22 protein-coding genes are annotated in these 20,235 nt (G+C 63.2%); 9 read left to right on the forward strand and 13 right to left on the reverse strand.

All coding sequences use genetic code 11. From position 1 onward, the window contains the following. The first annotated feature begins 86 nt into the window (after positions 1-86). A complete protein-coding gene (locus ACPW75_RS22725; RefSeq protein WP_179101439.1) occupies positions 87-467 on the forward strand; it encodes a hypothetical protein in 381 nt (126 codons plus the stop codon). A 54-nt stretch (positions 468-521) separates the two neighbouring features. Here ACPW75_RS22725 and ACPW75_RS22730 read toward each other — a convergent pair whose 3' ends face one another. Together ACPW75_RS22730 and ACPW75_RS22735 are read right to left on the reverse strand one after the other, a co-directional pair. Next, on the reverse strand, positions 522-1,295 hold the full coding sequence (locus tag ACPW75_RS22730; RefSeq protein ID WP_077096469.1) for a substrate-binding periplasmic protein: 774 nt from the start codon (positions 1,293-1,295) through the stop codon (positions 522-524). A gap of 158 nt (positions 1,296-1,453) precedes the next feature. Further along, positions 1,454-2,557 (reverse strand): hypothetical protein, encoded by a 1,104-nt coding sequence (locus ACPW75_RS22735; RefSeq protein ID WP_077096470.1) that lies wholly within the window; start codon positions 2,555-2,557, stop codon positions 1,454-1,456. 215 nt (positions 2,558-2,772) lie between these two features. Here ACPW75_RS22735 and ACPW75_RS22740 point away from each other — a divergent pair, with 215 nt between their 5' ends. Next, positions 2,773-3,099 carry a YnjH family protein gene (locus ACPW75_RS22740; RefSeq protein WP_043167897.1) on the forward strand — a complete coding sequence of 109 codons (327 nt, stop codon included), beginning with the start codon at positions 2,773-2,775 and terminating at the stop codon, positions 3,097-3,099. Positions 3,100-3,571: 472 nt separating this feature from the next. Here ACPW75_RS22740 and ACPW75_RS22745 read toward each other — a convergent pair whose 3' ends face one another. Beyond that, a complete protein-coding gene (locus ACPW75_RS22745) occupies positions 3,572-5,020 on the reverse strand; it encodes a catalase (protein WP_016352245.1) in 1,449 nt (482 codons plus the stop codon). A gap of 163 nt (positions 5,021-5,183) precedes the next feature. Here ACPW75_RS22745 and ACPW75_RS22750 point away from each other — a divergent pair, with 163 nt between their 5' ends. Together ACPW75_RS22750 and ACPW75_RS22755 are read left to right on the forward strand one after the other, a co-directional pair. Further along, positions 5,184-5,669, forward strand: coding sequence for a GNAT family N-acetyltransferase (locus ACPW75_RS22750; RefSeq protein ID WP_017410779.1), 486 nt, complete (start codon positions 5,184-5,186; stop codon positions 5,667-5,669). Then, the gene (locus ACPW75_RS22755) at positions 5,666-6,523 is read left to right on the forward strand and encodes an AraC family transcriptional regulator (protein WP_043126659.1); all 858 of its coding nucleotides are present in this window, start codon (positions 5,666-5,668) and stop codon (positions 6,521-6,523) included. The genes ACPW75_RS22750 and ACPW75_RS22755 overlap by 4 nt, the downstream gene beginning before the upstream one ends. A 201-nt stretch (positions 6,524-6,724) precedes the next feature. Here ACPW75_RS22755 and ACPW75_RS22760 read toward each other — a convergent pair whose 3' ends face one another. Together ACPW75_RS22760 and ACPW75_RS22765 are read right to left on the reverse strand one after the other, a co-directional pair. After that, on the reverse strand, positions 6,725-7,624 hold the full coding sequence (locus tag ACPW75_RS22760; protein WP_029302553.1) for a DMT family transporter: 900 nt from the start codon (positions 7,622-7,624) through the stop codon (positions 6,725-6,727). A gap of 148 nt (positions 7,625-7,772) precedes the next feature. After that, the gene (locus ACPW75_RS22765; protein ID WP_011707672.1) at positions 7,773-8,213 is read right to left on the reverse strand and encodes a DUF2214 family protein; all 441 of its coding nucleotides are present in this window, start codon (positions 8,211-8,213) and stop codon (positions 7,773-7,775) included. Positions 8,214-8,322: 109 nt separating this feature from the next. On the opposite strand from ACPW75_RS22765, the gene ACPW75_RS22770 reads away from it, so the two are divergent. Further along, positions 8,323-9,933, forward strand: coding sequence for a sensor domain-containing diguanylate cyclase (locus ACPW75_RS22770; protein WP_077096471.1), 1,611 nt, complete (start codon positions 8,323-8,325; stop codon positions 9,931-9,933). Between the two features lie 15 nt (positions 9,934-9,948). On the opposite strand, the gene ACPW75_RS22775 is transcribed toward ACPW75_RS22770, so the two are convergent. Genes ACPW75_RS22775 through ACPW75_RS22800 form a run of 6 tightly spaced genes read right to left on the reverse strand, consistent with a single transcriptional unit; the run spans position 9,949 to position 15,220 of the window. Then, a complete protein-coding gene (locus ACPW75_RS22775; RefSeq protein WP_029302555.1) occupies positions 9,949-10,608 on the reverse strand; it encodes an HAD family hydrolase in 660 nt (219 codons plus the stop codon). A gap of 39 nt (positions 10,609-10,647) precedes the next feature. After that, complete coding sequence (locus ACPW75_RS22780) at positions 10,648-11,655, reverse strand: ABC transporter ATP-binding protein (RefSeq protein ID WP_077096472.1); 1,008 nt, start codon at positions 11,653-11,655, stop codon at positions 10,648-10,650. A gap of 6 nt (positions 11,656-11,661) precedes the next feature. After that, positions 11,662-12,438: an ABC transporter permease gene (locus ACPW75_RS22785; protein ID WP_049048073.1), complete on the reverse strand. Its 777-nt coding sequence runs from the start codon at positions 12,436-12,438 to the stop codon at positions 11,662-11,664. Beyond that, complete coding sequence (locus tag ACPW75_RS22790) at positions 12,431-13,330, reverse strand: ABC transporter permease (RefSeq protein ID WP_017410786.1); 900 nt, start codon at positions 13,328-13,330, stop codon at positions 12,431-12,433. Before ACPW75_RS22790 ends, ACPW75_RS22785 begins: the two co-directional genes overlap by 8 nt. Then, a complete protein-coding gene (locus ACPW75_RS22795) occupies positions 13,330-14,163 on the reverse strand; it encodes an alkaline phosphatase family protein (protein ID WP_077096473.1) in 834 nt (277 codons plus the stop codon). Before ACPW75_RS22795 ends, ACPW75_RS22790 begins: the two co-directional genes overlap by 1 nt. A 10-nt stretch (positions 14,164-14,173) precedes the next feature. Continuing rightward, positions 14,174-15,220, reverse strand: coding sequence for an ABC transporter substrate-binding protein (locus ACPW75_RS22800; RefSeq protein ID WP_017410788.1), 1,047 nt, complete (start codon positions 15,218-15,220; stop codon positions 14,174-14,176). A gap of 227 nt (positions 15,221-15,447) precedes the next feature. Between ACPW75_RS22800 and ACPW75_RS22805 the strand changes: the two genes are divergently transcribed. Then, positions 15,448-16,254 (forward strand): UTRA domain-containing protein, encoded by an 807-nt coding sequence (locus ACPW75_RS22805; protein WP_077096474.1) that lies wholly within the window; start codon positions 15,448-15,450, stop codon positions 16,252-16,254. Positions 16,255-16,324: 70 nt separating this feature from the next. On the opposite strand, the gene ACPW75_RS22810 is transcribed toward ACPW75_RS22805, so the two are convergent. Both ACPW75_RS22810 and ACPW75_RS22815 read right to left on the reverse strand, forming a co-directional pair. Next, on the reverse strand, positions 16,325-17,089 hold the full coding sequence (locus ACPW75_RS22810; RefSeq protein WP_011707663.1) for a helix-turn-helix domain-containing protein: 765 nt from the start codon (positions 17,087-17,089) through the stop codon (positions 16,325-16,327). A gap of 450 nt (positions 17,090-17,539) precedes the next feature. Then, a complete protein-coding gene (locus ACPW75_RS22815) occupies positions 17,540-18,454 on the reverse strand; it encodes a LysR family transcriptional regulator (RefSeq protein ID WP_077096475.1) in 915 nt (304 codons plus the stop codon). Positions 18,455-18,711: 257 nt separating this feature from the next. Between ACPW75_RS22815 and ACPW75_RS22820 the strand changes: the two genes are divergently transcribed. The 3 genes from ACPW75_RS22820 to ACPW75_RS22830 are packed head-to-tail and all read left to right on the forward strand — an operon-like array spanning position 18,712 to position 20,194. Beyond that, positions 18,712-19,044 carry a hypothetical protein gene (locus ACPW75_RS22820; protein WP_011707661.1) on the forward strand — a complete coding sequence of 111 codons (333 nt, stop codon included), beginning with the start codon at positions 18,712-18,714 and terminating at the stop codon, positions 19,042-19,044. Between the two features lie 30 nt (positions 19,045-19,074). Beyond that, entirely contained in the window at positions 19,075-19,761 is a 687-nt protein-coding gene (locus ACPW75_RS22825) for a pirin family protein (RefSeq protein ID WP_042006079.1), read from the forward strand. A 40-nt stretch (positions 19,762-19,801) separates the two neighbouring features. Further along, positions 19,802-20,194 carry a DoxX family protein gene (locus ACPW75_RS22830; protein ID WP_016352231.1) on the forward strand — a complete coding sequence of 131 codons (393 nt, stop codon included), beginning with the start codon at positions 19,802-19,804 and terminating at the stop codon, positions 20,192-20,194. The last annotated feature ends 41 nt before the right edge of the window (positions 20,195-20,235 follow it).

Consider the following 20,235-nt stretch of genomic DNA (forward strand, 5'->3'; position numbering starts at 1 on the left):
TGGCTGCGCAAGGATTGCCGTGGGGAGAGGCAGTCCCTAGTATTGGCAGCTATGTTATTTTCATGCAGCAAACCTTGGGACCTTCCATGAAACAGTTTGGCTTTTTTCTGGGTATCGCCATCGGCGTCATCCTGATCCTGTTCGGCAGCATCGTCATCTTCCAGGCCCTGCCTGCCGCGCTGGACGTGCTGGAGATGCCGAGCCGCATCCCCTTCGTGCGCGAGGTTTACACCTGGCTGATGACCAGCGCCAGCGGTCTGACCGGCCAGTTGGAGCAGAACTTCCTGGAGGCGTTCCAGACCGTGCTCAAGCTGATCCTGCTCATCACCTTCATGTGGGTCTGCGTCAAGCTGGTCAACATGGGGGTCTTGATCATCCGTGCCGGGGTGGACCTCATCCGTACCGCCATCGAGCACAGCGAAAGTGCCCAGACCAAGAAGCCCGATCACGACCACCACTTCCAGTGAGCTGATCGCACCATGAAACAGGCCACCTTCGGGTGGCCTGTTTGCATCTTGGGTTTATTCGATCGTGGGCAGGTGATCCGCCGGTGGTGACTGGACCACATCCTGATAGCGGGCGATGAGGCGCTTGAAGGCCTCCCCCTGTCTGACCTTGTCGAGCGCCTGCTGCAGGCGGGCGACCTGCTGTTTGTCCGCCGCCGGGTTGAAGGCGAAGCAGTTGTCCTGATCCGCCAGGGTGGCGACGGTGACGAAGGTATCGGATGAAAAGCCGAGCTGCCTTGCCTGGTGGAACAGCATGACCTCGTTGCCGGCCACCAGATCGGTGCGGGCCATGATGAGCTGGCGCACCACCTGATCCATGCGTTCCACCGACATCAGGTTGGTGGGGCTGATGCCCCGGTTGAGCAGCAGCTGCTCCCCCACGTCCGCCTGCATGACCCCGATCTGCAGCTTGGTCAGATCGGCCTTGCCGGTCACCTTGGGGGCATCCCGCTTGCGCCCTACCAGCGAGACCCGCGAGTGGCTGATGGGGCAGACCCAGAGAAAGTGCGGATCCCGTGCCTGGGTGTGGGCTGTGGTGAACAGCACCGCATCCGGCTGCTGGGTCAGCAGATACCAGGCCTTGGCCCAGGGCATGAAGTGGATGGGCTGCTCCGGCTCGCCCATCTCCTGCCACATCAGCCTCAGCAGCTCCACCGCCAGGCCGGTGCTGTTGCCCTGCTCATCCTGGCCGTTGAACGGCATGTTCTGCTCGGAGTAATAGGTGAACGCCGAGGCGGGCAGGGCTGTGCCAAGACAGCAGCAGATCATCAGGCTGAGCAGACGCGACATGGCAGCACTCCTTGCAACAAATCGTCTTTCCAGTTTAGGGGGCTATGTCGAGAAGTTCATGATTTCCCGCGCCCGGTAGCGTGGGCGGTGAGGGGTTGTGGTGGGGAGCGAGGGGGTGGAAAACAGCCAGGCCATCTTGCGATGGCCTGGTGAGGGGCTTACTTGAGCAGGGCTTCCATCTCGGCTTCGGCAGCGGCGCGCGCGGCCTCGGCCTTGGCAGCCGCATCCGCCGCCGTTGTTGCGGTAGCGGTGGCGCTGCTGACCGCCTGCTTGGCGGGCTCGACCACGGCCTTGGTGGCCTGCTGCTGTACGGTGGCAGTGGCGCTGCTGACAGCCTGCTTGGCCGGCTCGGCCACGGCCTTGGTGGCCTGCTGCTGCACGGTGGCAGTGGCGCTGCTGACTGCCTGCTTGGCCGGTTCGGTCACGGCCTTGGTGGCCTGCTGCTGCACGGTGGCAGTGGCGCTGCTGGCCGCCTGCTTGGCCGGCTCGGCCACGGCCTTGGCAGCTTGTTGCTGCACGGTGGCGTTGCTGACTGCTTGCTTGGCCGGTTCGGTCACGGCCTTGGTGGCCTGCTGCTGCACGGTGGCAGTGGCGCTGCTGGCCGCCTTGCCGGCCTGTTGCTGGGCCGAGGTAGCGGCGCCGTTCACGACCTGCTTGGTGGTGTCAGCCATGGTCTTGCTGGCGCCCTGCTGCAGGGAGCCCAACACGCTGCCAAATACCGAGCTGGTGGTGGCGGCGCCGGTCAGGCTCTTGGTCGCCGAGCCAGTCAGACTGTTGGTGGCGCCGGTGAGCGCGCTGGTTGCCGGATTGCCCTGCGTCTGCCAGTTCTGCATCTCGGTTGGCCAGCTCGGGGCGCTGGCCGCCAGGTTCTCGCCAAAGACCTGGGGCGTACCGTCCCCCTTGAGCAGCATGACGGACATCTGGTTGGTCTGTGAGTTCCACACCATGCCGGCCTGCTTGGCGACGTCCGGCACGGGGGCGTAGCGGGAGACCACGTAGAACAGCGGCCCCTCCTGCTGCAGCTCGTTGGCGGTCTTGAGCAACTGCATGGTGCTGTCGTAATTGGGGCCGAGGATGCTGGTCATCCGGTCCTTGATCAGCGGCTGTTCAAACAGATTGGCTTCATTGGGATCGAAGCCGACCAGGGGTTTGAGCAGGGCCCACATCAGCTGGCTGGTGGGGCTCATCATCAACAGGGGGGCGACGCAGGCGGACAACATCAGGCTCAGGCAGGCCGCCTGGAGCAACGGCATGATACGCATTGGGATAATATCCAAATAACGATTTGATTAATAAGGTTATATTCGTCGAGAACCGACAAATCCACCGGGGTTTTCCTGCACCTGTTTTGACGGGTATGAGCAGGCGCTGGCAGGCTATCATATTGGCTTGGGAATGCCAGCGAGGGCGCTGCTTATTAATCAAGTTTGTGTCGTTTCCGGTCGCCTGAACCTTCTATCGAGTGAGGAGAGACATCATGTATCTGGGCAAGAGGGTAGGTGGCTGGCTGTGGCTGGCGCTGCTGGGCGGTGCGACCGGCACCGGCGTGGCGGCAGAGCCAAAGCGGGCGGAAGTGGGAGCCGAACTGGTGTTGCCGCTGGGCTCGCTGCCGGAGCGAGTCTGCTGGTATCAGGATCAGAAATATTCGCTGGGGGCCAGGATCCAGCAGGGCGACAGCTGGCTGGAGTGCGCCCCGCAAAACGAGCTGGAGAGCAACGGGCCACTGGCCTGGCGCGAGCCGCAAAGGGCGTCGGATGCGGCCGGCAAGGCGACGAAGAGCGGTACCATCAGCGTCGGTCAGTGAGGCTTTTCTTGATCCAGCTAAAGACATGGACGTGACCTCTATCGCATAATGCGGCTCTTTTCCTCTCTTGGCTGGAACCTAAGAAATGGCTCGTCGCTCTTCCAATGCACAACGTCGTCGCAGTAGCTGGTGGTACAAACGCCTGTTGGCAAGGGAGCGGGAAGAGCGCGAAGCGCGTTCCGTCCGGGATTGATACAGCAGTGAAAACAGAGCCTTGGGCTCTGTTTTTTATTCATCACCGCAGACGATCACTGTGACACTCTTCCTATGCACAGCATGGTTGCCGTAACGGGTGGCACAAACGCCTGTTGGCAAGGGAGCGGGAAGAGCGCGAGGGCGCTGCGTCCGGGACTGATGAAGCAGTGAAAACGGAGCCCTGGGCTCCGTTTTTCTATTTATCAAATACCGTCATGACGAGAACGGGGGCCAGCAGGCCCCCGTTTTGCTTTTGCAGATGTTGGCTGCCTGCGACTTAGCGCTGCAGGGCGGCCAGCGCCAGCTCGACCCGCTTGGCGTACTCGGGGTCGGCCTGCTCGAAGTGCTTGAGCTGGGCCGCGACGATGGCGTCATCCTCCACGTTGACGAGGGAACGCGCCAGGTTGGCGGCGAGGCGCGAGCGCTGCCCTTCGTCCATGATCCGGAACAGGTTGCCCGGCTGGCTGTAGTAGTCGCTGTCGTAGTCGCGAAAATCGTAGTGCAGGGCGGCCCCTTCCAGGCTCAGCGCCGGCTCGTGCTGCTCGCTCGGCTGCTGGGTGCCGAAGCGGTTCGGTTGGTAGTTGGGGCTGGCGCCGCCGTTGCTGTCGGCCCGCATGGCTCCGTCGCGGTGGGCACCGTGGTGGAACGGGCAGCGCGGGGCGTTGACCGGCAGCAGGCCGTGGTTGACGCCGAGGCGATAGCGCTGGGTGTCACCGTAGGAGAACAGCCGGCCCTGCAGCATGCGATCCGGCGAGAAGCCGATGCCGGGCACCACGTTGGCCGGGGTGAAGGCGGCCTGCTCCACGTGGGCGAAGTAGTTGTCCGGGTTCTGGTTGAGCTCCAGCACGCCGACCGGGATCAGCGGGTAGTCGCTGTGCGGCCACACCTTGGTGAGGTCGAACGGATGGATCTGGTAGGTCTGGGCCTCGGCCTCCGGCATCACCTGCACATAGACCTTCCAGCGCGGGAAGTCGCCCCGTTCGATGGCGTTGAACAGGTCGGCCTGACTGGTCTCCCGATCCTGACCGACGGCGGTGGCGGCCTCTTCATCGGTGTAGAAGCTGTGGCCCTGCTCGGTCTTGAAGTGGAACTTGACCCAGAAGCGCTCGTTGGCGTCGTTGATGAAGCTGAAGGTGTGGCTGCCGTAGCCGTTCATCTCGCGCAGGCTCTTGGGGATGCCGCGATCGCTGAACAGTATGGTGACCTGATGCAGGGACTCGGGATGGCGGGACCAGAAGTCCCAGGCGGCGGTGGCGCTGCGCAGGTTGGTGCGCGGATCCCGCTTCTGGGTGTGGATGAAGTCGGGGAATTTCAGCGGATCGCGAATGAAGAACACCGGGGTGTTGTTGCCCACCAGGTCCCAGTTGCCCTGCTCGGTGTAAAACTTGAGGGCGAAGCCGCGCACGTCGCGTTCTGCGTCGGCGGCGCCCTTCTCACCGGCCACGGTGGAGAAGCGCAGGAACACCGGGGTCTGCTTGCCGACGGCATTGAACAGGTCGGCCTTGCTGAAGGCGCTGATGTCATGGGTCACGGTAAAGGTGCCGTAGGCGCCCGAGCCTTTAGCGTGAACCACCCGCTCCGGGATCCGTTCCCGATCGAAGTGAGCCAACTTTTCCATCAACCAGATGTCTTGCATCAGCACCGGGCCGCGGGGGCCAGCGGTGAGACTGTTGTTGTTGTCGACAACGGGGGCGCCATTGGCACTGTGCAGGGTCTTGTCGTTCATGGTGCTTCTCCTTGTTGGTGAGCCTTGAGTCTATAACAAGGAAAAACCAGGGCACCAATGGGCCCTCCCTCGCCCTTTGATAGGCATCACAAATGGGTGGGGCTGGGGGGATGACCGGACCCTTCTGATGCTGCATGATGAGGTTTTCGAGAAGGAGCCTCAGATGCAGATCACCATTCGTCACGCCGAACCGGCCGATGCCCCCGCCTTGCGGGATCTCTATGCCATGCCCAACGCCCAGGCGGGCACCCTGCAACTGCCCTATCCAACCCTGGGCGTCTGGCAGAAGCGGCTGGAGAGCGGCAGCGTGGTGGCGCTGGTGGCCGAAGTCGACGGCCTGCTGGTGGGCCAGCTCTCGCTGCATATGGAGCCCAACCCCAGGCGCAAGCACGTGGCCTGTATCGGCATGGGGGTGCGGGACGACTGGGCCGGCAAGGGAGTGGGCTCCGCCCTGCTGGGGGCCGCGCTGGAGATGGCCGACAACTGGCTCAACCTGCAACGCGTCGAGCTCACCGTCTACACCGACAATCAGGGGGCACTGGCGCTCTATCGCAAGTTCGGTTTCGTCGAGGAGGGGCTGGCCCGTGGCTACGCCTTTCGTCAGGGGGAGTACGTGGATGCCCTCTACATGGCGAGGATCCGGCCATGATCGACTACCGCCGCCGGCTCATCCCGGTGCTGCGGGCGCTGGAGCAGGATCCGGATCTCTCCATCGAGGCGCTGGCGGAGCGGGCCTGCCTCTCCCTCTACCATTTTCACCGGGTGTTCACCGCCGTGGCGGGCGAGGCGCCGGGGGAGATGTGCCGGCGCTTGCGGATGCAGCGGGCCGCCTGGCAATTGCGCTACACCGATGCCAGCATCACCGCCATCGCACTGGGGGCGGGGCTAGGCAGCTCCCAGGCGTTTGCCAAGGCCTTTCGTCGCTACTATGGCTGCACACCGGGCGCGTTTCGCAGTGACAAGAGCAAGAATGGACACCTGGAGAGCAAGGATGGACACGCATGGGATGGCCCGTCCCCTTATGCTGAAGGCCACTCATCAGCAAGGAGCAACACCATGAAAACTGTCGAGATGGACGCCCGCACCCTGGCCTATATCCGGGTCACCGGTCCCTATGGCGAGGGTTATGATGCCGTCTGTGGCCGCCTGCACCAGTGGGCCGCTGCGCGCGGGCTGGAGGGCGGGGAGTGGATCTTCATCTACCACGACAACCCGGAGGTGACGCCGCCGGCCCAGTGCCGCACCGACATCGGCATCACTGTGCCGCCCCAGACCCGGGGTGAGGGCGAGGTAGAGACCCAGCTCATTCCGGCTGGCCGTTATGCCCAGTCCCGTTACCTCATCACCGACCGCAACCAGTACGGACCGCGCTGGCAGGAGCATGTGGGTGACATAGTGGCAGCCGGGCTGGAGTTTGGCAGCGGCCCCTGCTTCGAGCTCTACCACAGCGTGAGCAACGATCCCCTGCGCGACGACGTGAGCTTCTGCTCCAGCGTGCGCTAGGCGTGCGGCCATAAAACGAGGCGCCCTGGGCGCCTCGTTTTATTTGGGATGGAGACCGGTCGCTTGCGCTGTCGGCTGCGACCGTATCAGGGCTGGCTGGGCACCTTGTCCCGCCGGGATTTCCACCACCAACGCAGCCTGATCTGGGAGATCAGGCATATGGGCCAGCATCAGACGACAGGCCGAAGCTGGCCCACTCGGCTAGGGCTGGCTGGGCACCTTGTCCCGCCGAGACTTCCACCACCAGCGCAGCCGGATCTGGGAGATCAGCATACCTGCCAGCATCAGGGCGCAGCCCACCATGGCCCGCTCGTCGAGGGTTTCCCCCAGCAACAGCACGCCACCGATGGCGGCGAACACCGTCTCCAGGCTAAGGATGATGGCGGCATGAGCCGGATGGGCGCCGCGCTGCCCCACCACCTGCAGGGTGTAGCCCACCCCAACCGACACCAGGCCGGCATAGAGCAGGGCCTGCCAGCCGGCCACCGCGCCGCTCAGACTGGGGGTCTCGATAACCAGCGCCGTGCCCAGACTGAGCAGGCCGCACACCACGAACTGAACGCCGGCGAGGCGAATGGGAGCGACCCGGCTCGAGTAGTGATCCAGCACCAGCAGGTGTACGGCCCAGAACAGGGCACCCACCACCTGCAGCAGGTCGCCGTAGCCGATGGTGAAATCCTCGGTGACGCTGAGGTAGTAGAGCCCCGCCATGGCGATGAGGGCGCCAACCCAGGTGTTGGCCCCTGTCTTGTGGCGCAGGGCGAGCCCGATCACCGGCACCAGTATGATGTAGAGACCGGTAATGAAACCCGCCTTGGCTGCCGTGGTGTAGAGCAGCCCCACCTGTTGCAGCGAGGCGGCGCTGAACAGCACGGTACCGGCGATGAGGCCGCCGGTCAGCAGCAGACGCCGATCACCGGGCTGTGCGGTAGGTTGCCGGGACTTGAGCCACCACAGTAGCGGCAGCAGAGAGGCGGCCCCCAGCAGAAAGCGCAGGCCGTTGAAGGTGTAAGGCCCCATGTGGTCCATCCCGAGTCGCTGGGCCACGAAGCCCAGCCCCCAGATGGCGGCGGCCATCAATAACATCATGTTCGAACGCATAGATTCATCCCTGAAAGACGGACGGGCAGGGCCGTGCCGCAAAACTCCAGCCTCCAAGATAACCGTGCGCGGGGGGATTTGTCTTTAGCTGTCGATGAGGTTGGCAGTGTGAACGGTTATCCCACGGCCTTGCCACAGAGCGTGCGGCTCAACCGTTGGCGATGCCGGCCAGCAGGGGGATGAGGGCAAGCAGCAACAGATTGCCGCGCAGGATCCAGATCACCCAGAACTGCTGCTGGATGGAAACCATGGGGGCGCGCCCCTGGCGCAGGGAGCGGCGCCAGCGGTAGAAGAGACGGCTGGGATAGCCAAAGCTGATGGCCATCACGCAGAACAGCAGCAGCTTGGTGCGGTAGCCCGGATTGGCGAGCAGCACGGAGGGCTCGTCGGGGTGGGCGAGGACCTGCAACACCCCGGTGATGAAGATGAGCAGCAGGGCCAGCGCCGCCAGGCCGTCGGCCAGCAGCAGCTTGCGCACCTGCTCGATGGACATGCCGCGACGGAACAGAAAATATTCGGAGGTGATCGCTCCGGTCAGGGTGATCACGGCGCAGTAGTGCAGCGCCATCAACAGATCCGGGTTCAGCATCCTTGTCGATTACCTCTCGTTGAGCAGATGGTCAGCTTCCCTTTGGACGCCATCTCGCGCTGCTGATATTCTGACACTACGCGTTGTCTGGCAATAGCAGGAGTCAGGATTGGATAAACGAGCGGTCTCCAAAAAAACCTGGTCCCTGGTTGCCCGGATGCGTCTGGGCCTGCTTCTGCTGTTCATCCCGGTATTGATGCTGGGGGGTATCTACTACCTGCACATGGAGCGCAGCCTGCAAAACGAGTTGCAGCAGCGCCTGCTCGCCACCAATCACCAGCTGCGCCACGTCTTCATCGAACCCTATCTGCACGAGATGGAACGCCAGTTCACCCTCATCTACGATCAGGTGCAGGTGGCGGACATCAGCGGCCCCCGTCTGCACAACACCGAGACCTATCTGAAGGAGTGGCAGCTCTACAAGGGGGTCATGGCCGACCTGGTCTACATCTACATCGGTACCGCCGAACGCCAGATGCTGATCTACCCCGCCTGGCAGGCAGATGCCAACTTCGATCCCAGGGTTCGCCCCTGGTATCAGCTGGCCAGCCAGCACGTGGGCAAGATGGTCTGGACCGAGCCCTATTACGACTACACCAACGGCAACCTGGTGATCGCCTTGGCGCGGGCCCTGACCGACCGGGATGGCAAGGTGCGCGGGGTGTTTGCGATGGATGCCATCCTGGCCCCCTTTTCCGCCCAGCTGAATCGCCAGCTGGGAGACGGCTACCAGATGGTCGTCAACCAGTCCGGCAAGGTGCTGGCACATCCTGACACTGCTCAACTGCTCAAACCCATGGCCCATCCCGAGTGGCTCTCCCGCTTCAGTCAGGAGGACGGCATCTTTCTGGACAAGGCATCCAGCCAATTCGTGGCCTACAGCAAGCTGCCCGAGCGCAACTGGGTGCTGATCAGCGTGCAGCCGGCGGCCAGCGTGATGGCGGTGGTGGAGCGGGTCTCCCTCAACGTGCAGCTGATGGTGGCGCTGGCCTGCGTGCTCTACATGATGCTGGCGCTGGTCTGGTCCCGCTATTTTCGCCGCATGCTCGACGAGATCTCCAGCATGATCCGGGCGAGTCGGATGCAGCCCGATGACGTGCCGCAGGGGGGGATGCGCGAGCTCAGACACGTCTATGCCGAGCTGGCGGAGGTGAGCAAGGATTATCACGAGGCGCGCCAGCAGGCCAACCTCGACAAGCTGACCGGCCTCTACAACCGCCGTTTCTTCGACGAACGCGTCAATCGTCTGCTGTTCGAGCATCAGCCGTTCTGCCTGGCCATGGTGGATCTGGACGATTTCAAGCGGGTCAACGACACCTTCGGCCATCAGACCGGGGACGTGGTGCTCAAGCGGGTGTCCAAGCTGGGCATGCGACTGCTGGGGGATCACGGCTGGGTCTGTCGCTACGGTGGCGAGGAGCTGGTGGTGCTGCTGGTCAACCCGGACATCCACTTCTGCCAGATGCTGCTGGAGCAGTTCCGCAAGGGGGTGGAGTCACTGGACTGGCGCGAGCCCGAGCTCAGGATCACCTTCAGCGGCGGGCTGGTGGCCAGTCAGGCGGGGATGGATGGCAAGACGCTGCTGGAGATCGCCGATGCCGAGGTGTACCGGGCCAAACGCGACGGCAAGAACCGCATCTATCTGGGCAAGCCGGAGGCGAAGAGACAGGAGGATGCCCCCCCTGCCGACGATGCACTGCTGAGCAAGGAAGAGGCCTGAGGGCCTCTTCTTCATTCAGGAGGCCAGCTGCCAGTCGAGGGTCGGCCAGGCCTGCTCGATGGCGATCTGACGCAGACCGGGCGCCGGGTTGACCGCGTGGGGGTGGGTCACCGCCTGCAGCAGCGGCAGGTCGTTGTGGGAGTCGCTGTAGCCGTGGCTCTCCCGCCAGGGGTTGGCGCTGGCGGCAAACAGCTGGTTGATACGGGCCACCTTGCCCTCGCGAAAGCTGAGGGTGCCGCGGGTCTGGCCGGTCAGCATGCCGGCCTCCTCGTCGAGCAGGATGGCCACGCAGTGATCCATCCCCAGCATCTGCGCCATGGGGGCCACCAGATGCTCGCCGGAGGCGGAGATGAGCACCAGCTCGTCACCGCGCTGGCGGTGCCACTCGATGCGTGCCAACCCCTCCGGATAGATACGATCGCGCAGTACCTGCTCGGCAAAGCGGGTGCAGAGCGAGTCGAGCCACTGGCGCGTCTTGCCTGCCAGCGGTTGCAGGGTGAAGGCCATGTACTGGTGCATGTCCATCTTGCCCTGATGGTAGAGGGACATCATCGCCTGCTCCTCGGCGATCATGCTGGCCGGAGCCAGCTCCTCGGCCACCATGTACGCCAGCCAGAGGCTGGCGGAATCCCCGGCAATCAGGGTCTCGTCCAGATCAAACAGTGCCAGTGCCATGGGCGCTCCTCGCAGTAAAAATGGAAATGAAATGCGGTGTCATGCTACCTCACAGAGCTGATCCCGGGCCACCACCAGGGTCACGGCGCTGCCCACGGCCAGCAGATCGCCGGCACAGCGGTTGAGGCAGTCCACCGTCAGCAGGCCCGCCGCACAGCTCACCTGATAGCGGATGACGTTGCCGAGCAGTTGCTGCCCGCTGATAACCCCCGGCAGGTGAGGTTCATCGCTACGGGCACCGGCCGGCAGCAGGGAGAGGGACTCCGGTCGCAGCGCCAGCTTGCCCTGAACACGGGGGCCGAACAGGGTGCTGGCCTGTTCGCCATCGAGCAGGTTGTAGTTGCCGATAAAGCTCGCCACGAACTCGCTGGCGGGACGGGTATAGATCTGCTCCGGCGTGCCGCTCTGGACGATGGATCCCTTGTTCATCAGGAAGATCCGGTCCGACATGGTCAGCGCCTCCTCCTGATCGTGGGTGACGAAGATGGTGGTGAGCTCAAGGCGCTGCTGGATCTCGCGGATCTGCTGGCGCAGGCTGCGGCGGATGCGGGCATCCAGCGCCGAGAGCGGCTCGTCCAGCAGCAGGATCCGCGGCTGCACCACCAGAGCCCGGGCCAGCGCCACCCGCTGGCGCTGGCCGCCGGAGAGCTCGGCCGGATAGCGACGCTCGAAGCCGGTCAGCTCCACCAGTTCCAGCGCCTCCTGCACGCTGGCGGCGAGATCCCGTCCCGGCTGGGGCTTCATCTTGAGGCCAAAGGCGACGTTGTCCCGCACCGTCATGTTGGGGAAGAGCGCATAGCTCTGGAACACCATGCCGATGCCCCGCTTCTGGGGCTCCTGCCAGGTGATGTCTTCACCGGCCACCCGCACCTGACCACCATCCACCGGGGTGAGCCCGGCCAGCGCCCGCAGCAGGGTGGACTTGCCACAGCCGGAGGGGCCGAGCAGGGTCACCAGCTCCCCCTTGCGGATGCCGAATTCAATCCCCTCGAACACCTTGGTGTCGCCATAGGATTTGTGCAGTTGATTCACTTCTAGATGGAACATGTTGATTCACCGATGAAATCTGTTCGCTGCCCAGGTGAGCAGCAGGGTCAGCAGGAAGTAGCTCATCACCAGTGCGCTGGTGAAGTGGCCCGAAGTCGCACGCATGTTGTAGAGGTAGACCTGTAGGGTTTCGTAACGGGTGCCCACCAGCATGTTGGCAAACACGAACTCGCCGAGCAGGAAGGAGAGCGATAGAAACAGCGCCGCCAGCAGCCCCTTGCGCAGACAGGGGATCACCACCAGCAGGAAGGCGCGCCGACTGCTTGCCCCCAGCAGATGGGCGGCATCCATCAGATCTTTCAGCGGCACCCCCTGCAAACTGTTGGCCAGCGCCCGGTACATGAAGGGGAGCACCACGGTGAACCAGGTGCCGATCAGGATCCACGGCGTGCCGATGATGGGCAGAACGCCGTCGGCGTAGATCTGCAGCAACCCGACCGAGGAGACCACCGGTGGCACCGCGAAGGGGAGCAGGATCAGCAGGTTCATCCAGGGATCCAGCCTGGGGAAGTAGTAGGCCACCACCAGCACGGTGGGCACCAGCACCAGGGTCCCCAGCAGCAGGGTAGCAAAGCAGACCAAGAGGCTGCGGCCAAACGCCGCTAGGAAGCGCGGGTCACCCCACAGTTTGAGGTACCAGTCGAGGGTAAAGCCGTCCGGCAGCAGGGTCGCCCCCCAGCGGGTGGAGATGGAGTAGAGAAAGGTAGCCAGCAGCGGTAACAGCAGGGTGGCGACCAGCCCACCCAGCACCCACTTGGGCCAGCGCGGCGTCAAATCATGCATGGGATTGCCCCTTGTTCACATAGCTTTTTTTCAGCAGCCACTGGTTGGCGGCCGTCACTACCCCCAGCAGCACCATCAGGATCACCGCCAGCGCCGCCGCCATATTGGGTTCGAGGAAGATGTCGCCGGAGACCAGACTGGCCACCCGGATGGTCACCAGATTGAAGTTGCCGGTGGTGAGGGCATAGGCGGAGGCATAGGCCCCCACCGCGTTGGCAAACAGGATGATCAGGGTGCCGAGCAGGGCAGGCGTCAGCACCGGCAGCGCCACGTGCCACACATACTGCCCCTTGCTCGCGCCGAGCAGTGCGGCGGCCTGCGGCCACTCATCCTGCAGCGCATCGAACGCCGGGTAGAGCAGCAGCAACGCGAGCGGGATCTGGAAGTAGGTGTAGATGAGGATGAGGCCGCTGCCCGAGTAGAGGTTGAAGCCGTCGATGAGGCCCCAGGATTTCAGCAGCAGAGTGACCGCACCGTTGATGCCGAGAATGATGATGAAGGCGAACGCCAGCGGCACGCCGCTGAAGTTGCCGGTCATGGTGACGAAGGCCAGCAGCACCCGTTTGACCCGCTCGCCGCTGTGGCGCAGTGCGGCCGCCCCGAGCGTGCCGATGGCAAGCCCCGCCAGACTGGCGATACCGGCGATGCGCAGCGAGTTGCCGAACGATTGCAGGTAGAAGGGGGAACTCAAAATCTCCCGGTAGTAGTCGAGGCCCCAGCCATCCGGGGTCTGAAAACTGCCCACCAGCACCCACACCATGGGGGCGAGCTGGAACAGGATCATCAAGAGGACAAACGGCAGCAGCACCAGGGCCGGCAGCCAGTGGCGGCGCGGCCGGCGCCGGGTGATGGCGGGTTGATCCGCCAGGATCTCGGTGGTGGCGGGCATCATCAGTGTACCTCCGGCAGGTTGCCGGCCTTGAGCAGCGGCGGGCCGCTCGGCTTGTCGTGGGGCACCCCCAGCAGGTCTGCCATCAGGGCGCAGAGCTGGGTCTGCTGCATGGCGGTGCCGGCGGGCCACTGGGCCACAAACGCATCGCCAAACAGCCAGAGCGGTACCCGGCGCTCCTCGGCCAGGGTGCCGCCGTGGCTCAAGTCGTTGTTCATGCCGTGATCCGAGGTGATCACCACCTGATACCCCTCCGCCAGCCACTGGGGCAGCAGGTCGGCCAGCAGGCTGTCCATCCGGCGCGCCTGATTGCGGTACTGGCGGGAGTCGAGACCAAACTGGTGGCCGGCATCATCCACCCCCATCGGGTGGATCAGCAGGAAATCGGGGTCGTACTGGCTGCGCAGCCACTCGCCGTCCATCAGCAGATGGCTGTCGGGGTAGCCGTCATCCCAGTAGAAGCAGCCGTGCTGGATGGGCAGCCGCTCGTCATGGGTGAAGCGATCGCGGGCCGCTTGCCAGGGGCTCTGGTTGTAGAGCTCGCTCACCCAGTGGTAGGCCGCCGCCGCGGTGCGTTTACCGCCTGCCCGGGCCAGATGGAAGATGGACTCCTGCCGGCTGAGACGGCTCACCCCGTTGTGGGTGATGCCGCTCTCCACTGGCGTCGCCCCGGTCAGGATGCACTCGTAGAGGGGCCGGGAGAGGGAGGGCAGAGCGCAGCTCAGGGTTGCCTGCAACCCCTGGCCCGCCTCCACCATGCCTGCGAGGTAGCCCATGCAATGGGCTACCTCGGCAGAGAGGCCATCCACAAGTACCACTATCACCTTGTGTTGCACTGGCCGCTCCTTATTGCATGTTGATCATGACGGTTTCCTGCCACTGGCGCGGCAGGGCCTTGGAGCTCTGCTCCCAGGCGGCGTGATCCTGTACCGGCTTGGCATTGGCGTACTGCTCGGCGGGCAGCAGCTTGGCCTTGACGTCGTCCGGCAGGGTCACGTTGCTGCGGATGGGGCGGGCATAGCCGCGGGCCAGGTTGATCTGGCCGGCGTCGGAGAGGATGTATTCCCGCGCCAGCTTGGCGGCGTTGGGGTTCTTGGCCCACTTGTTGATGATGGTGGTGTAGCCGGCGATGACGGAGCCGTCGCTCGGGATCACCACTTCAAACTTCTTGGGGTCGATCTGGTCGCGGTAGTTCAGCGCGTTGAAGTCCCACAGCACGCCCACTTCCACCTCGCCCTTCTCGATGTTGGCGATGGTCGGGTCATTGAGCGACAGACGGCCCTGCTTGGCCAGCTGACCGAACAATTCCAAGGCGGGCTTGAGATTCTTCTCGCTGCCACCGGTGGCATAGGCCGCCGCCAGTACGCCGTTGTTGGCCTGGGAGGCTACACCCACGTCACCCAGGGTCACCTTGTAGTCGCCACCCAGCAGGGACTGCCAGCTGGTGGGGGCAGCCTTGACCAGATCCTTGTTGATCAGGAAGGCGATGGTGCCGGTATAGGCCAGCATCCAGTGACCGTCGGCATCCTTGGCCCAGTTGGGAATGTCGGCCCAGGTGGAGGGTTTGTAGGGCTGGGTGACCCCCTGCTTGACCGCCACCGGGCCGAAGGCGCCACCCACGTCGCCGATGTCGGCGGTGGCATTGGCCTTCTCGGCGGCGAACTTGGCGATCTCCTGCGCCGAGCTCATGTCGGTATCCTGATGCTTGATGCCGTAGATGCTGCCGAGCTGCTGCCAGGTATCCTTCCAGTTGGCCCAGCTGTCGGGCATGCCGATGCTGCTGAGCTGGCCTTCACCGCGAGCAGCCTTCTCGAGATCCGCGATATTTTCGGCAGCAAACAGTGGCTGACTGATGGCCACCAGGGCCAGTGCACTTGCGATCACGCTTTTCATCATCCCATCCCTCTGGACTAGGTCAGTTAAGGTTCGAGAGGGATGCTAGAGGGGAAATATGACGGTGGCGGGGCGCTTTGATGGCAGTTTGATGACAATCGCCCTGTCATGGCACTGTCATCCACAGCGGTTACAACTCTGAACCCAAGTGAGGCTGGACTACTCCAGAAAGGGCCGAACCAACAAGGGCTAGGCCAGCCGCCGCAGTCAGGATGAGCGACAGGGACATGAGCGTGATTGAACCGAGATTGAGCGAGCGGGTCGCGGCCGATGGCCGCGCCTCCAAGTGTGAACAGATTTGCCAGACCCTGCGCCGCTATATCGGCAGCGGCCAGCTGGGGGCAGGGCAGCAGTTGCCCGCCGAACGGGCCCTGAGCGAGCGCTTCGCCACCACCCGCATCACCATCAAGGAGGCGCTCTCGAGCCTCGAAGCAGACGGCCTTATCTACCGGGCCGAGCGACGCGGCTGGTTCGTGGCGCCGCCAAGACTTACCTACGATCCCGCCATCCACACCCACTTTCACCAGTGGATCGGCGAGCAGCAGCGCACTGCCGAAACCCGGGTGCTGGCCCACGGTAGCGAGCTGGCCAGCAGTGAGCTGTGCCGCTGGATGGGACTGGATCCTTTTACCCCGCTTTATGAGATCCGACGCCTGCGTCTCATCGATGGTCGCCCTGTACTACACGTCAGCCACCATCTGCTGGCCAGCCGCTTTCCCGATATCGCCAGCGCGCCGCTGGCCAGCTCCCTCACCGAGCTCTATCAGCAGCGCTATGGCATAGGCCAAGGTGGGGCGAGTCTCGAGATCACCCCCTCGGCGGCGCGGGGGACCATCGCCCGCGCCCTCAATCTGGCGGAGGGGAGCTCCGTGCTGCGGCTGGTGCGGGTCAACTATGACGAGCGGGGGGCGCTGGTGGATTGCGATATCGAACACTGGCGACCGGATGCAATTCGAATCTGTCTCGATACGCGAGCATTGCAGCCGCCTGCATTCGACAGGCCGGCGCAGATCCAGCTCGCGGATCAGGGGTGATCCAGCGCGCTCTGGCGGGCCATGCCTGGGTGGAAAGGAGGGGAGGCGGATCCCGCAGGATCCGCCGGGATCAGTTGTCGATATTGGGGATCAGATCGTCGAAGCTCTGGTAGCCGCAGTCGGCCAGCTGCAGCGACATGGTGTAGGTCTTGCTGCCCTCGCGCTGGCCGATGGCGGGGCGGTTGAGCTTGAGCTCCTGGTGCCAGTACTCCTTCATCCGCTCGATCAGCGCCATCGCCTCGCTCTCGTCCAGATGGAGCTGGCACAGGGCCATGTAGTTGTTGGACTTGTGCATGTTCTCCACCAGATAGTCCCCCAGCACGGACATGGCCTGGCGCGCCTGCTGGCGGGCGAAACGGCTGTGCTGCTCGAAGCTGATCCGCTCGCTGATGAGGAAGTGGTAGCTGTTGTCGATGCCGAGCTGCAGGATGCCGAGCTTCTCCAGCTTGCGCAGATAGAGGTAGCAGGAGGCATCGGTCAGACCGTACTCCCGCTTGAGATCGATTAACGTCTTGTCGCGCCAGAAGATGTTGGCGAGAAAGGCGTAGAGACCGGGCTCCTTGTGGAATGCCTCGTCCTGCTCCTGGGTGAAGACGGCGCGGCGGCTCTGGGCGTCCTGGGTGCGGTCCAGCAGCTCCTCGAACGACAACCCCACCAGGTGGCAGATCTCCAGCAGGGTATCGAACGGCAGGGAGGGCTTGTTCATCATCCGCTTGACGGTGGCGATGGAGACGCCCATGGCTTCTGCCAGGGTCTGATAGCGGATCCCCTTGTCGGTCAGGGTCTTCTTCAGGGTGTCGAGAATATTGTTGGCCAGGGTCTGGCTGTAGGTCATGCAACTATTCCTTTATCTGCATCTTTATGTTGTGTCAGAAACTGAGTTCTTTTGTCGTTATGGGCTCAGATACTGACACTTAAAAAAACCAGAGGAAACAAACCCGGCGTAATCGATGGAAATGGCCAGACCAGTCTGAGTGGAAGGTTGCAGATAGTGATACTCTGCGGTGCATATCCTTCAACCATTCAACATTTTGCTGGTGGCGCATAAAACATCGCGCATAATTCAACACGAATCGGATTCAAGACCTTCCTGGTTGAGAAATCGATTGTTTGCTTCCAATTTAAGGGTTTTTTAAACCGCAAGGTTTTTATTCTTTCCTGGCATTGAGCGGAACTCGCAAGAGGGCCGCTTTTTTCTTTTCTCCGAATTTGCGCCCGCCGTCAAGCGGCGGGGCACCGGCAGTCCACTGTCGCTGCTTGCGCCCCCTTTCTGTTACCGCCCGTCTTACTCTCCCTTGCAGGGAAACAGCTTGGGGATCTCCCGAATAAGCCAGCTCTTGGCCTTGCCCATGGTGTCGCGCCGCCAGGCCAGCACGACCTGGATCTGGTGGCGATACTCGGGGCTGATCACCTTGAGCCGTCCGGCCCTGATGTCCTCTTCAATCCAGCTCAGCGGCATGGTGCCGACCCCGATCCCCGCCAGCAGGGCGTCGCGCTTCTCGCCCATGGTGCTGACGGTCAGCCGCGGCTGCTTGTCGAGCAGGCGATAGGTGAGCACCGGCTTGCGCAGCGCCGTGTCGGCCACCGCGATGGCCCGGTAGCGGCGCAGGGTATCGTCCGCCAGGGGCTCCGGCTCCTGGTGCAGGGGGTGATCCGGGTGGGCGACGTAGAGCATCACCTCCTCCTGCAGCGGCTGGTGCTTGATGCCGGTCATCATGATGTCGGGATTGAGGGAGGAGATGAGCAGGTCGGCCCGGCCATCCTCCAGACACTCCCAGCTGCCCGCCAGCACCTCGGCGCGAAACCTGAGCCGGGTATCGGTCAGCTCGGCCAGCCGCTCCACCAGCGGGTAGAGCGCCTGCAGCGGCACCAGGGCATCGATGGCGATGGTGATGTCGGTCTCCCAGCCGCGGGCCAGCGCCCGGGTCTCGCCCACCAGGTGCTCGGCCGCTTCCAGCAGAACCCGGCCCCGCTCCAGCAGCATGCGGCCCGCCGGGGTGAACTTGGTTCTGTGGCCGCTGCGGTCGAACAGCATGGCGTCCAGTTCGTCTTCCAGCTTCTGCACCGTGTAGCTCAGCGCCGAGGGCACCTTGCCCAGTTCGTCGGCTGCCGCCGCGAAGCTGCCGCGGCGGTCGATGGCATCCAGCACCCGGATGGCTTCCAGGGTCAGCGCCCGTTCCTTGTTCAGTTCCTTGGCCATAAATTGCCTTCAATTTTTTTGAACATGTTTGCCAGTTTATCTCGCTAACAAGTTAGGCCAAGTGTCTTTAATATTCAATCAACGCTTAGGCAGGAACGCCAAGCAGCCAAATAAACGGGTAGTTCCAGACTGTGACTCCATCAATCAGGGAGTCTGACTTCGGTGAAAGAACAACACACTATTTGAATGACCTCTTGCATGGATGCATTGATTCTGGCCACAGCGGCCTTGGCAATGACATAAAACCAAGAGAGTGAATGAACATGAAAAACGTAATCAAGATGCTGGCCGTTGCAGGCCTGATGACCGCAGGTTTTGCTCAGGCTTCCGTCCCGGCTGACCTCAACGCCGCCCCTGGCGTGCTGTTTGTGAACTGGCACGCCACCGCCGCGGTGGAAGGCAAGGGCAACCCCATGCTGGAAGTGCGTGACGAGTCTGGCGACCTGGTTGCCTCCGTCCATGCCAACCTGATGGGCAGCCAGCAGGTACAGATCCCGAGCCGCACCCAGGGCAACCTGACCGTGAGCCTGGGTGAGCAGAGCAGCGACTACCGCATTCCGTTCGGCATCGGTAGCGGCAAGCAGCGTTAATCAACCGTATCGGTACGTGAGGAGCACACCATGATGAAATTGAGAGCCGCAGAAGCGCGCGGCAAGGCCAACTTCGGCTGGCTGGATGCGCGCCACAGCTTTTCCTTCGGGCACTACTACGACCCGGACTGGATGGGGCATTCAGTGCTGCGGGTCATCAATCAGGATCTGGTGGCGCCGGGTGGCGGTTTCGCGACCCACCCTCACGCCAATATGGAAATCCTGACCTGCGTGCTGCAAGGCACCATAGAGCACAAGGACAGCCTCGGCCATGCCGAGCAGATCCCGGCGGGGGATTTCCAGTTGATGAGTGCGGGGTCCGGCATCCGGCACAGCGAGTACAACCCCTCGCAGACCGAGCCGCTCTCCCTGCTGCAAATCTGGATCGAGCCGAACGAACACGGTACGACACCCGGTTATCAGCAGAAGAAGATTGAAGCCAATCCGGGCATGACGCTGGTGGCGTCACCGGACGGCGAAGCAGGATCCTTCAGGATCCGCCAGCAGGCCCGCGTCTGGCGGCTGCAGCTTGAACCGGGTGAGAGCCTCACCTGGGAACTGGCCGGCCGACACGGCTACCTGCAGATGATTTCAGGGGAGCTTGCCGCCAACGGTCTGGCTGCCCGACCCGGCGACGGGGTTCTCAGTCGTGATGAGCCCAAATGGGATCTGGTGGCCGCGAGTGCCAGCCAAGCCCTGTTATTTGACCTACCCTGAAGCAGTCAGCGGTGATGTGACGCAAAACGAGGATATTGAAATGGACAAGATGAAAGATTTGGCACTGCTGGTGGGTCGCGTTCTGCTGGCTCTGATGTTTGTGATTGCAGGCTGGGGCAAGATCGGCGGTTACGCCGGTACCCAGGGGTATATGGAAGCCATGGGCGTGCCCGGTTTTATCCTGCCGCTGGTGATCCTGCTGGAGCTGGGCGGTGGCCTCGCCATCATGCTGGGCCTGTTTACCCGCAGCCTCTCCGTGCTGATGGCCGGTTTCACCCTGATGGCCGCCTTTATTTTCCACTATCAGCCTGCCGACCAGATGCAGATGCTGATGTTCATGAAGAACGTCTCCGTGGCCGGTGGTTTCCTGGCCTTGGCGGCAGCCGGTGCAGGGGCCTTCAGCCTGGATGCCCGCTTCGGCAAGAACTGGTAATACCCGGATAGCGAGAGTTTTCCAACGCCTTTTGGCCGGTG

Source organism: Aeromonas sp. FL131 (assembly GCF_049860615.1).
In the GTDB taxonomy this organism is placed as follows: domain Bacteria; phylum Pseudomonadota; class Gammaproteobacteria; order Enterobacterales; family Aeromonadaceae; genus Aeromonas; species Aeromonas hydrophila.

Bases quoted from the DNA above. Each gene is read 5' to 3' on its own strand.
- ACPW75_RS22790 (WP_017410786.1), bottom strand. From the start codon at position 13,330: ATGATGCCCGCCACCACCGAGATCCTGGCGGATCAACCCGCCATCACC.
- ACPW75_RS22765 (WP_011707672.1), bottom strand. From the start codon at position 8,213: ATGCTGAACCCGGATCTGTTGATGGCGCTGCACTACTGCGCCGTGATC.
- ACPW75_RS22830 (WP_016352231.1), top strand. From the start codon at position 19,802: ATGGACAAGATGAAAGATTTGGCACTGCTGGTGGGTCGCGTTCTGCTG.
- ACPW75_RS22775 (WP_029302555.1), bottom strand. From the start codon at position 10,608: ATGGCACTGGCACTGTTTGATCTGGACGAGACCCTGATTGCCGGGGAT.
- ACPW75_RS22740 (WP_043167897.1), top strand. From the start codon at position 2,773: ATGTATCTGGGCAAGAGGGTAGGTGGCTGGCTGTGGCTGGCGCTGCTG.
- ACPW75_RS22825 (WP_042006079.1), top strand. From the start codon at position 19,075: ATGATGAAATTGAGAGCCGCAGAAGCGCGCGGCAAGGCCAACTTCGGC.
- ACPW75_RS22725 (WP_179101439.1), top strand. From the start codon at position 87: ATGAAACAGTTTGGCTTTTTTCTGGGTATCGCCATCGGCGTCATCCTG.
- ACPW75_RS22755 (WP_043126659.1), top strand. From the start codon at position 5,666: ATGATCGACTACCGCCGCCGGCTCATCCCGGTGCTGCGGGCGCTGGAG.
- ACPW75_RS22805 (WP_077096474.1), top strand. From the start codon at position 15,448: ATGAGCGTGATTGAACCGAGATTGAGCGAGCGGGTCGCGGCCGATGGC.
- ACPW75_RS22735 (WP_077096470.1), bottom strand. From the start codon at position 2,557: ATGCGTATCATGCCGTTGCTCCAGGCGGCCTGCCTGAGCCTGATGTTG.
- ACPW75_RS22785 (WP_049048073.1), bottom strand. From the start codon at position 12,438: ATGCATGATTTGACGCCGCGCTGGCCCAAGTGGGTGCTGGGTGGGCTG.
- ACPW75_RS22820 (WP_011707661.1), top strand. From the start codon at position 18,712: ATGAACATGAAAAACGTAATCAAGATGCTGGCCGTTGCAGGCCTGATG.
- ACPW75_RS22800 (WP_017410788.1), bottom strand. From the start codon at position 15,220: ATGAAAAGCGTGATCGCAAGTGCACTGGCCCTGGTGGCCATCAGTCAG.
- ACPW75_RS22815 (WP_077096475.1), bottom strand. From the start codon at position 18,454: ATGGCCAAGGAACTGAACAAGGAACGGGCGCTGACCCTGGAAGCCATC.
- ACPW75_RS22760 (WP_029302553.1), bottom strand. From the start codon at position 7,624: ATGCGTTCGAACATGATGTTATTGATGGCCGCCGCCATCTGGGGGCTG.
- ACPW75_RS22745 (WP_016352245.1), bottom strand. From the start codon at position 5,020: ATGAACGACAAGACCCTGCACAGTGCCAATGGCGCCCCCGTTGTCGAC.
- ACPW75_RS22750 (WP_017410779.1), top strand. From the start codon at position 5,184: ATGCAGATCACCATTCGTCACGCCGAACCGGCCGATGCCCCCGCCTTG.
- ACPW75_RS22810 (WP_011707663.1), bottom strand. From the start codon at position 17,089: ATGACCTACAGCCAGACCCTGGCCAACAATATTCTCGACACCCTGAAG.
- ACPW75_RS22730 (WP_077096469.1), bottom strand. From the start codon at position 1,295: ATGTCGCGTCTGCTCAGCCTGATGATCTGCTGCTGTCTTGGCACAGCC.
- ACPW75_RS22780 (WP_077096472.1), bottom strand. From the start codon at position 11,655: ATGTTCCATCTAGAAGTGAATCAACTGCACAAATCCTATGGCGACACC.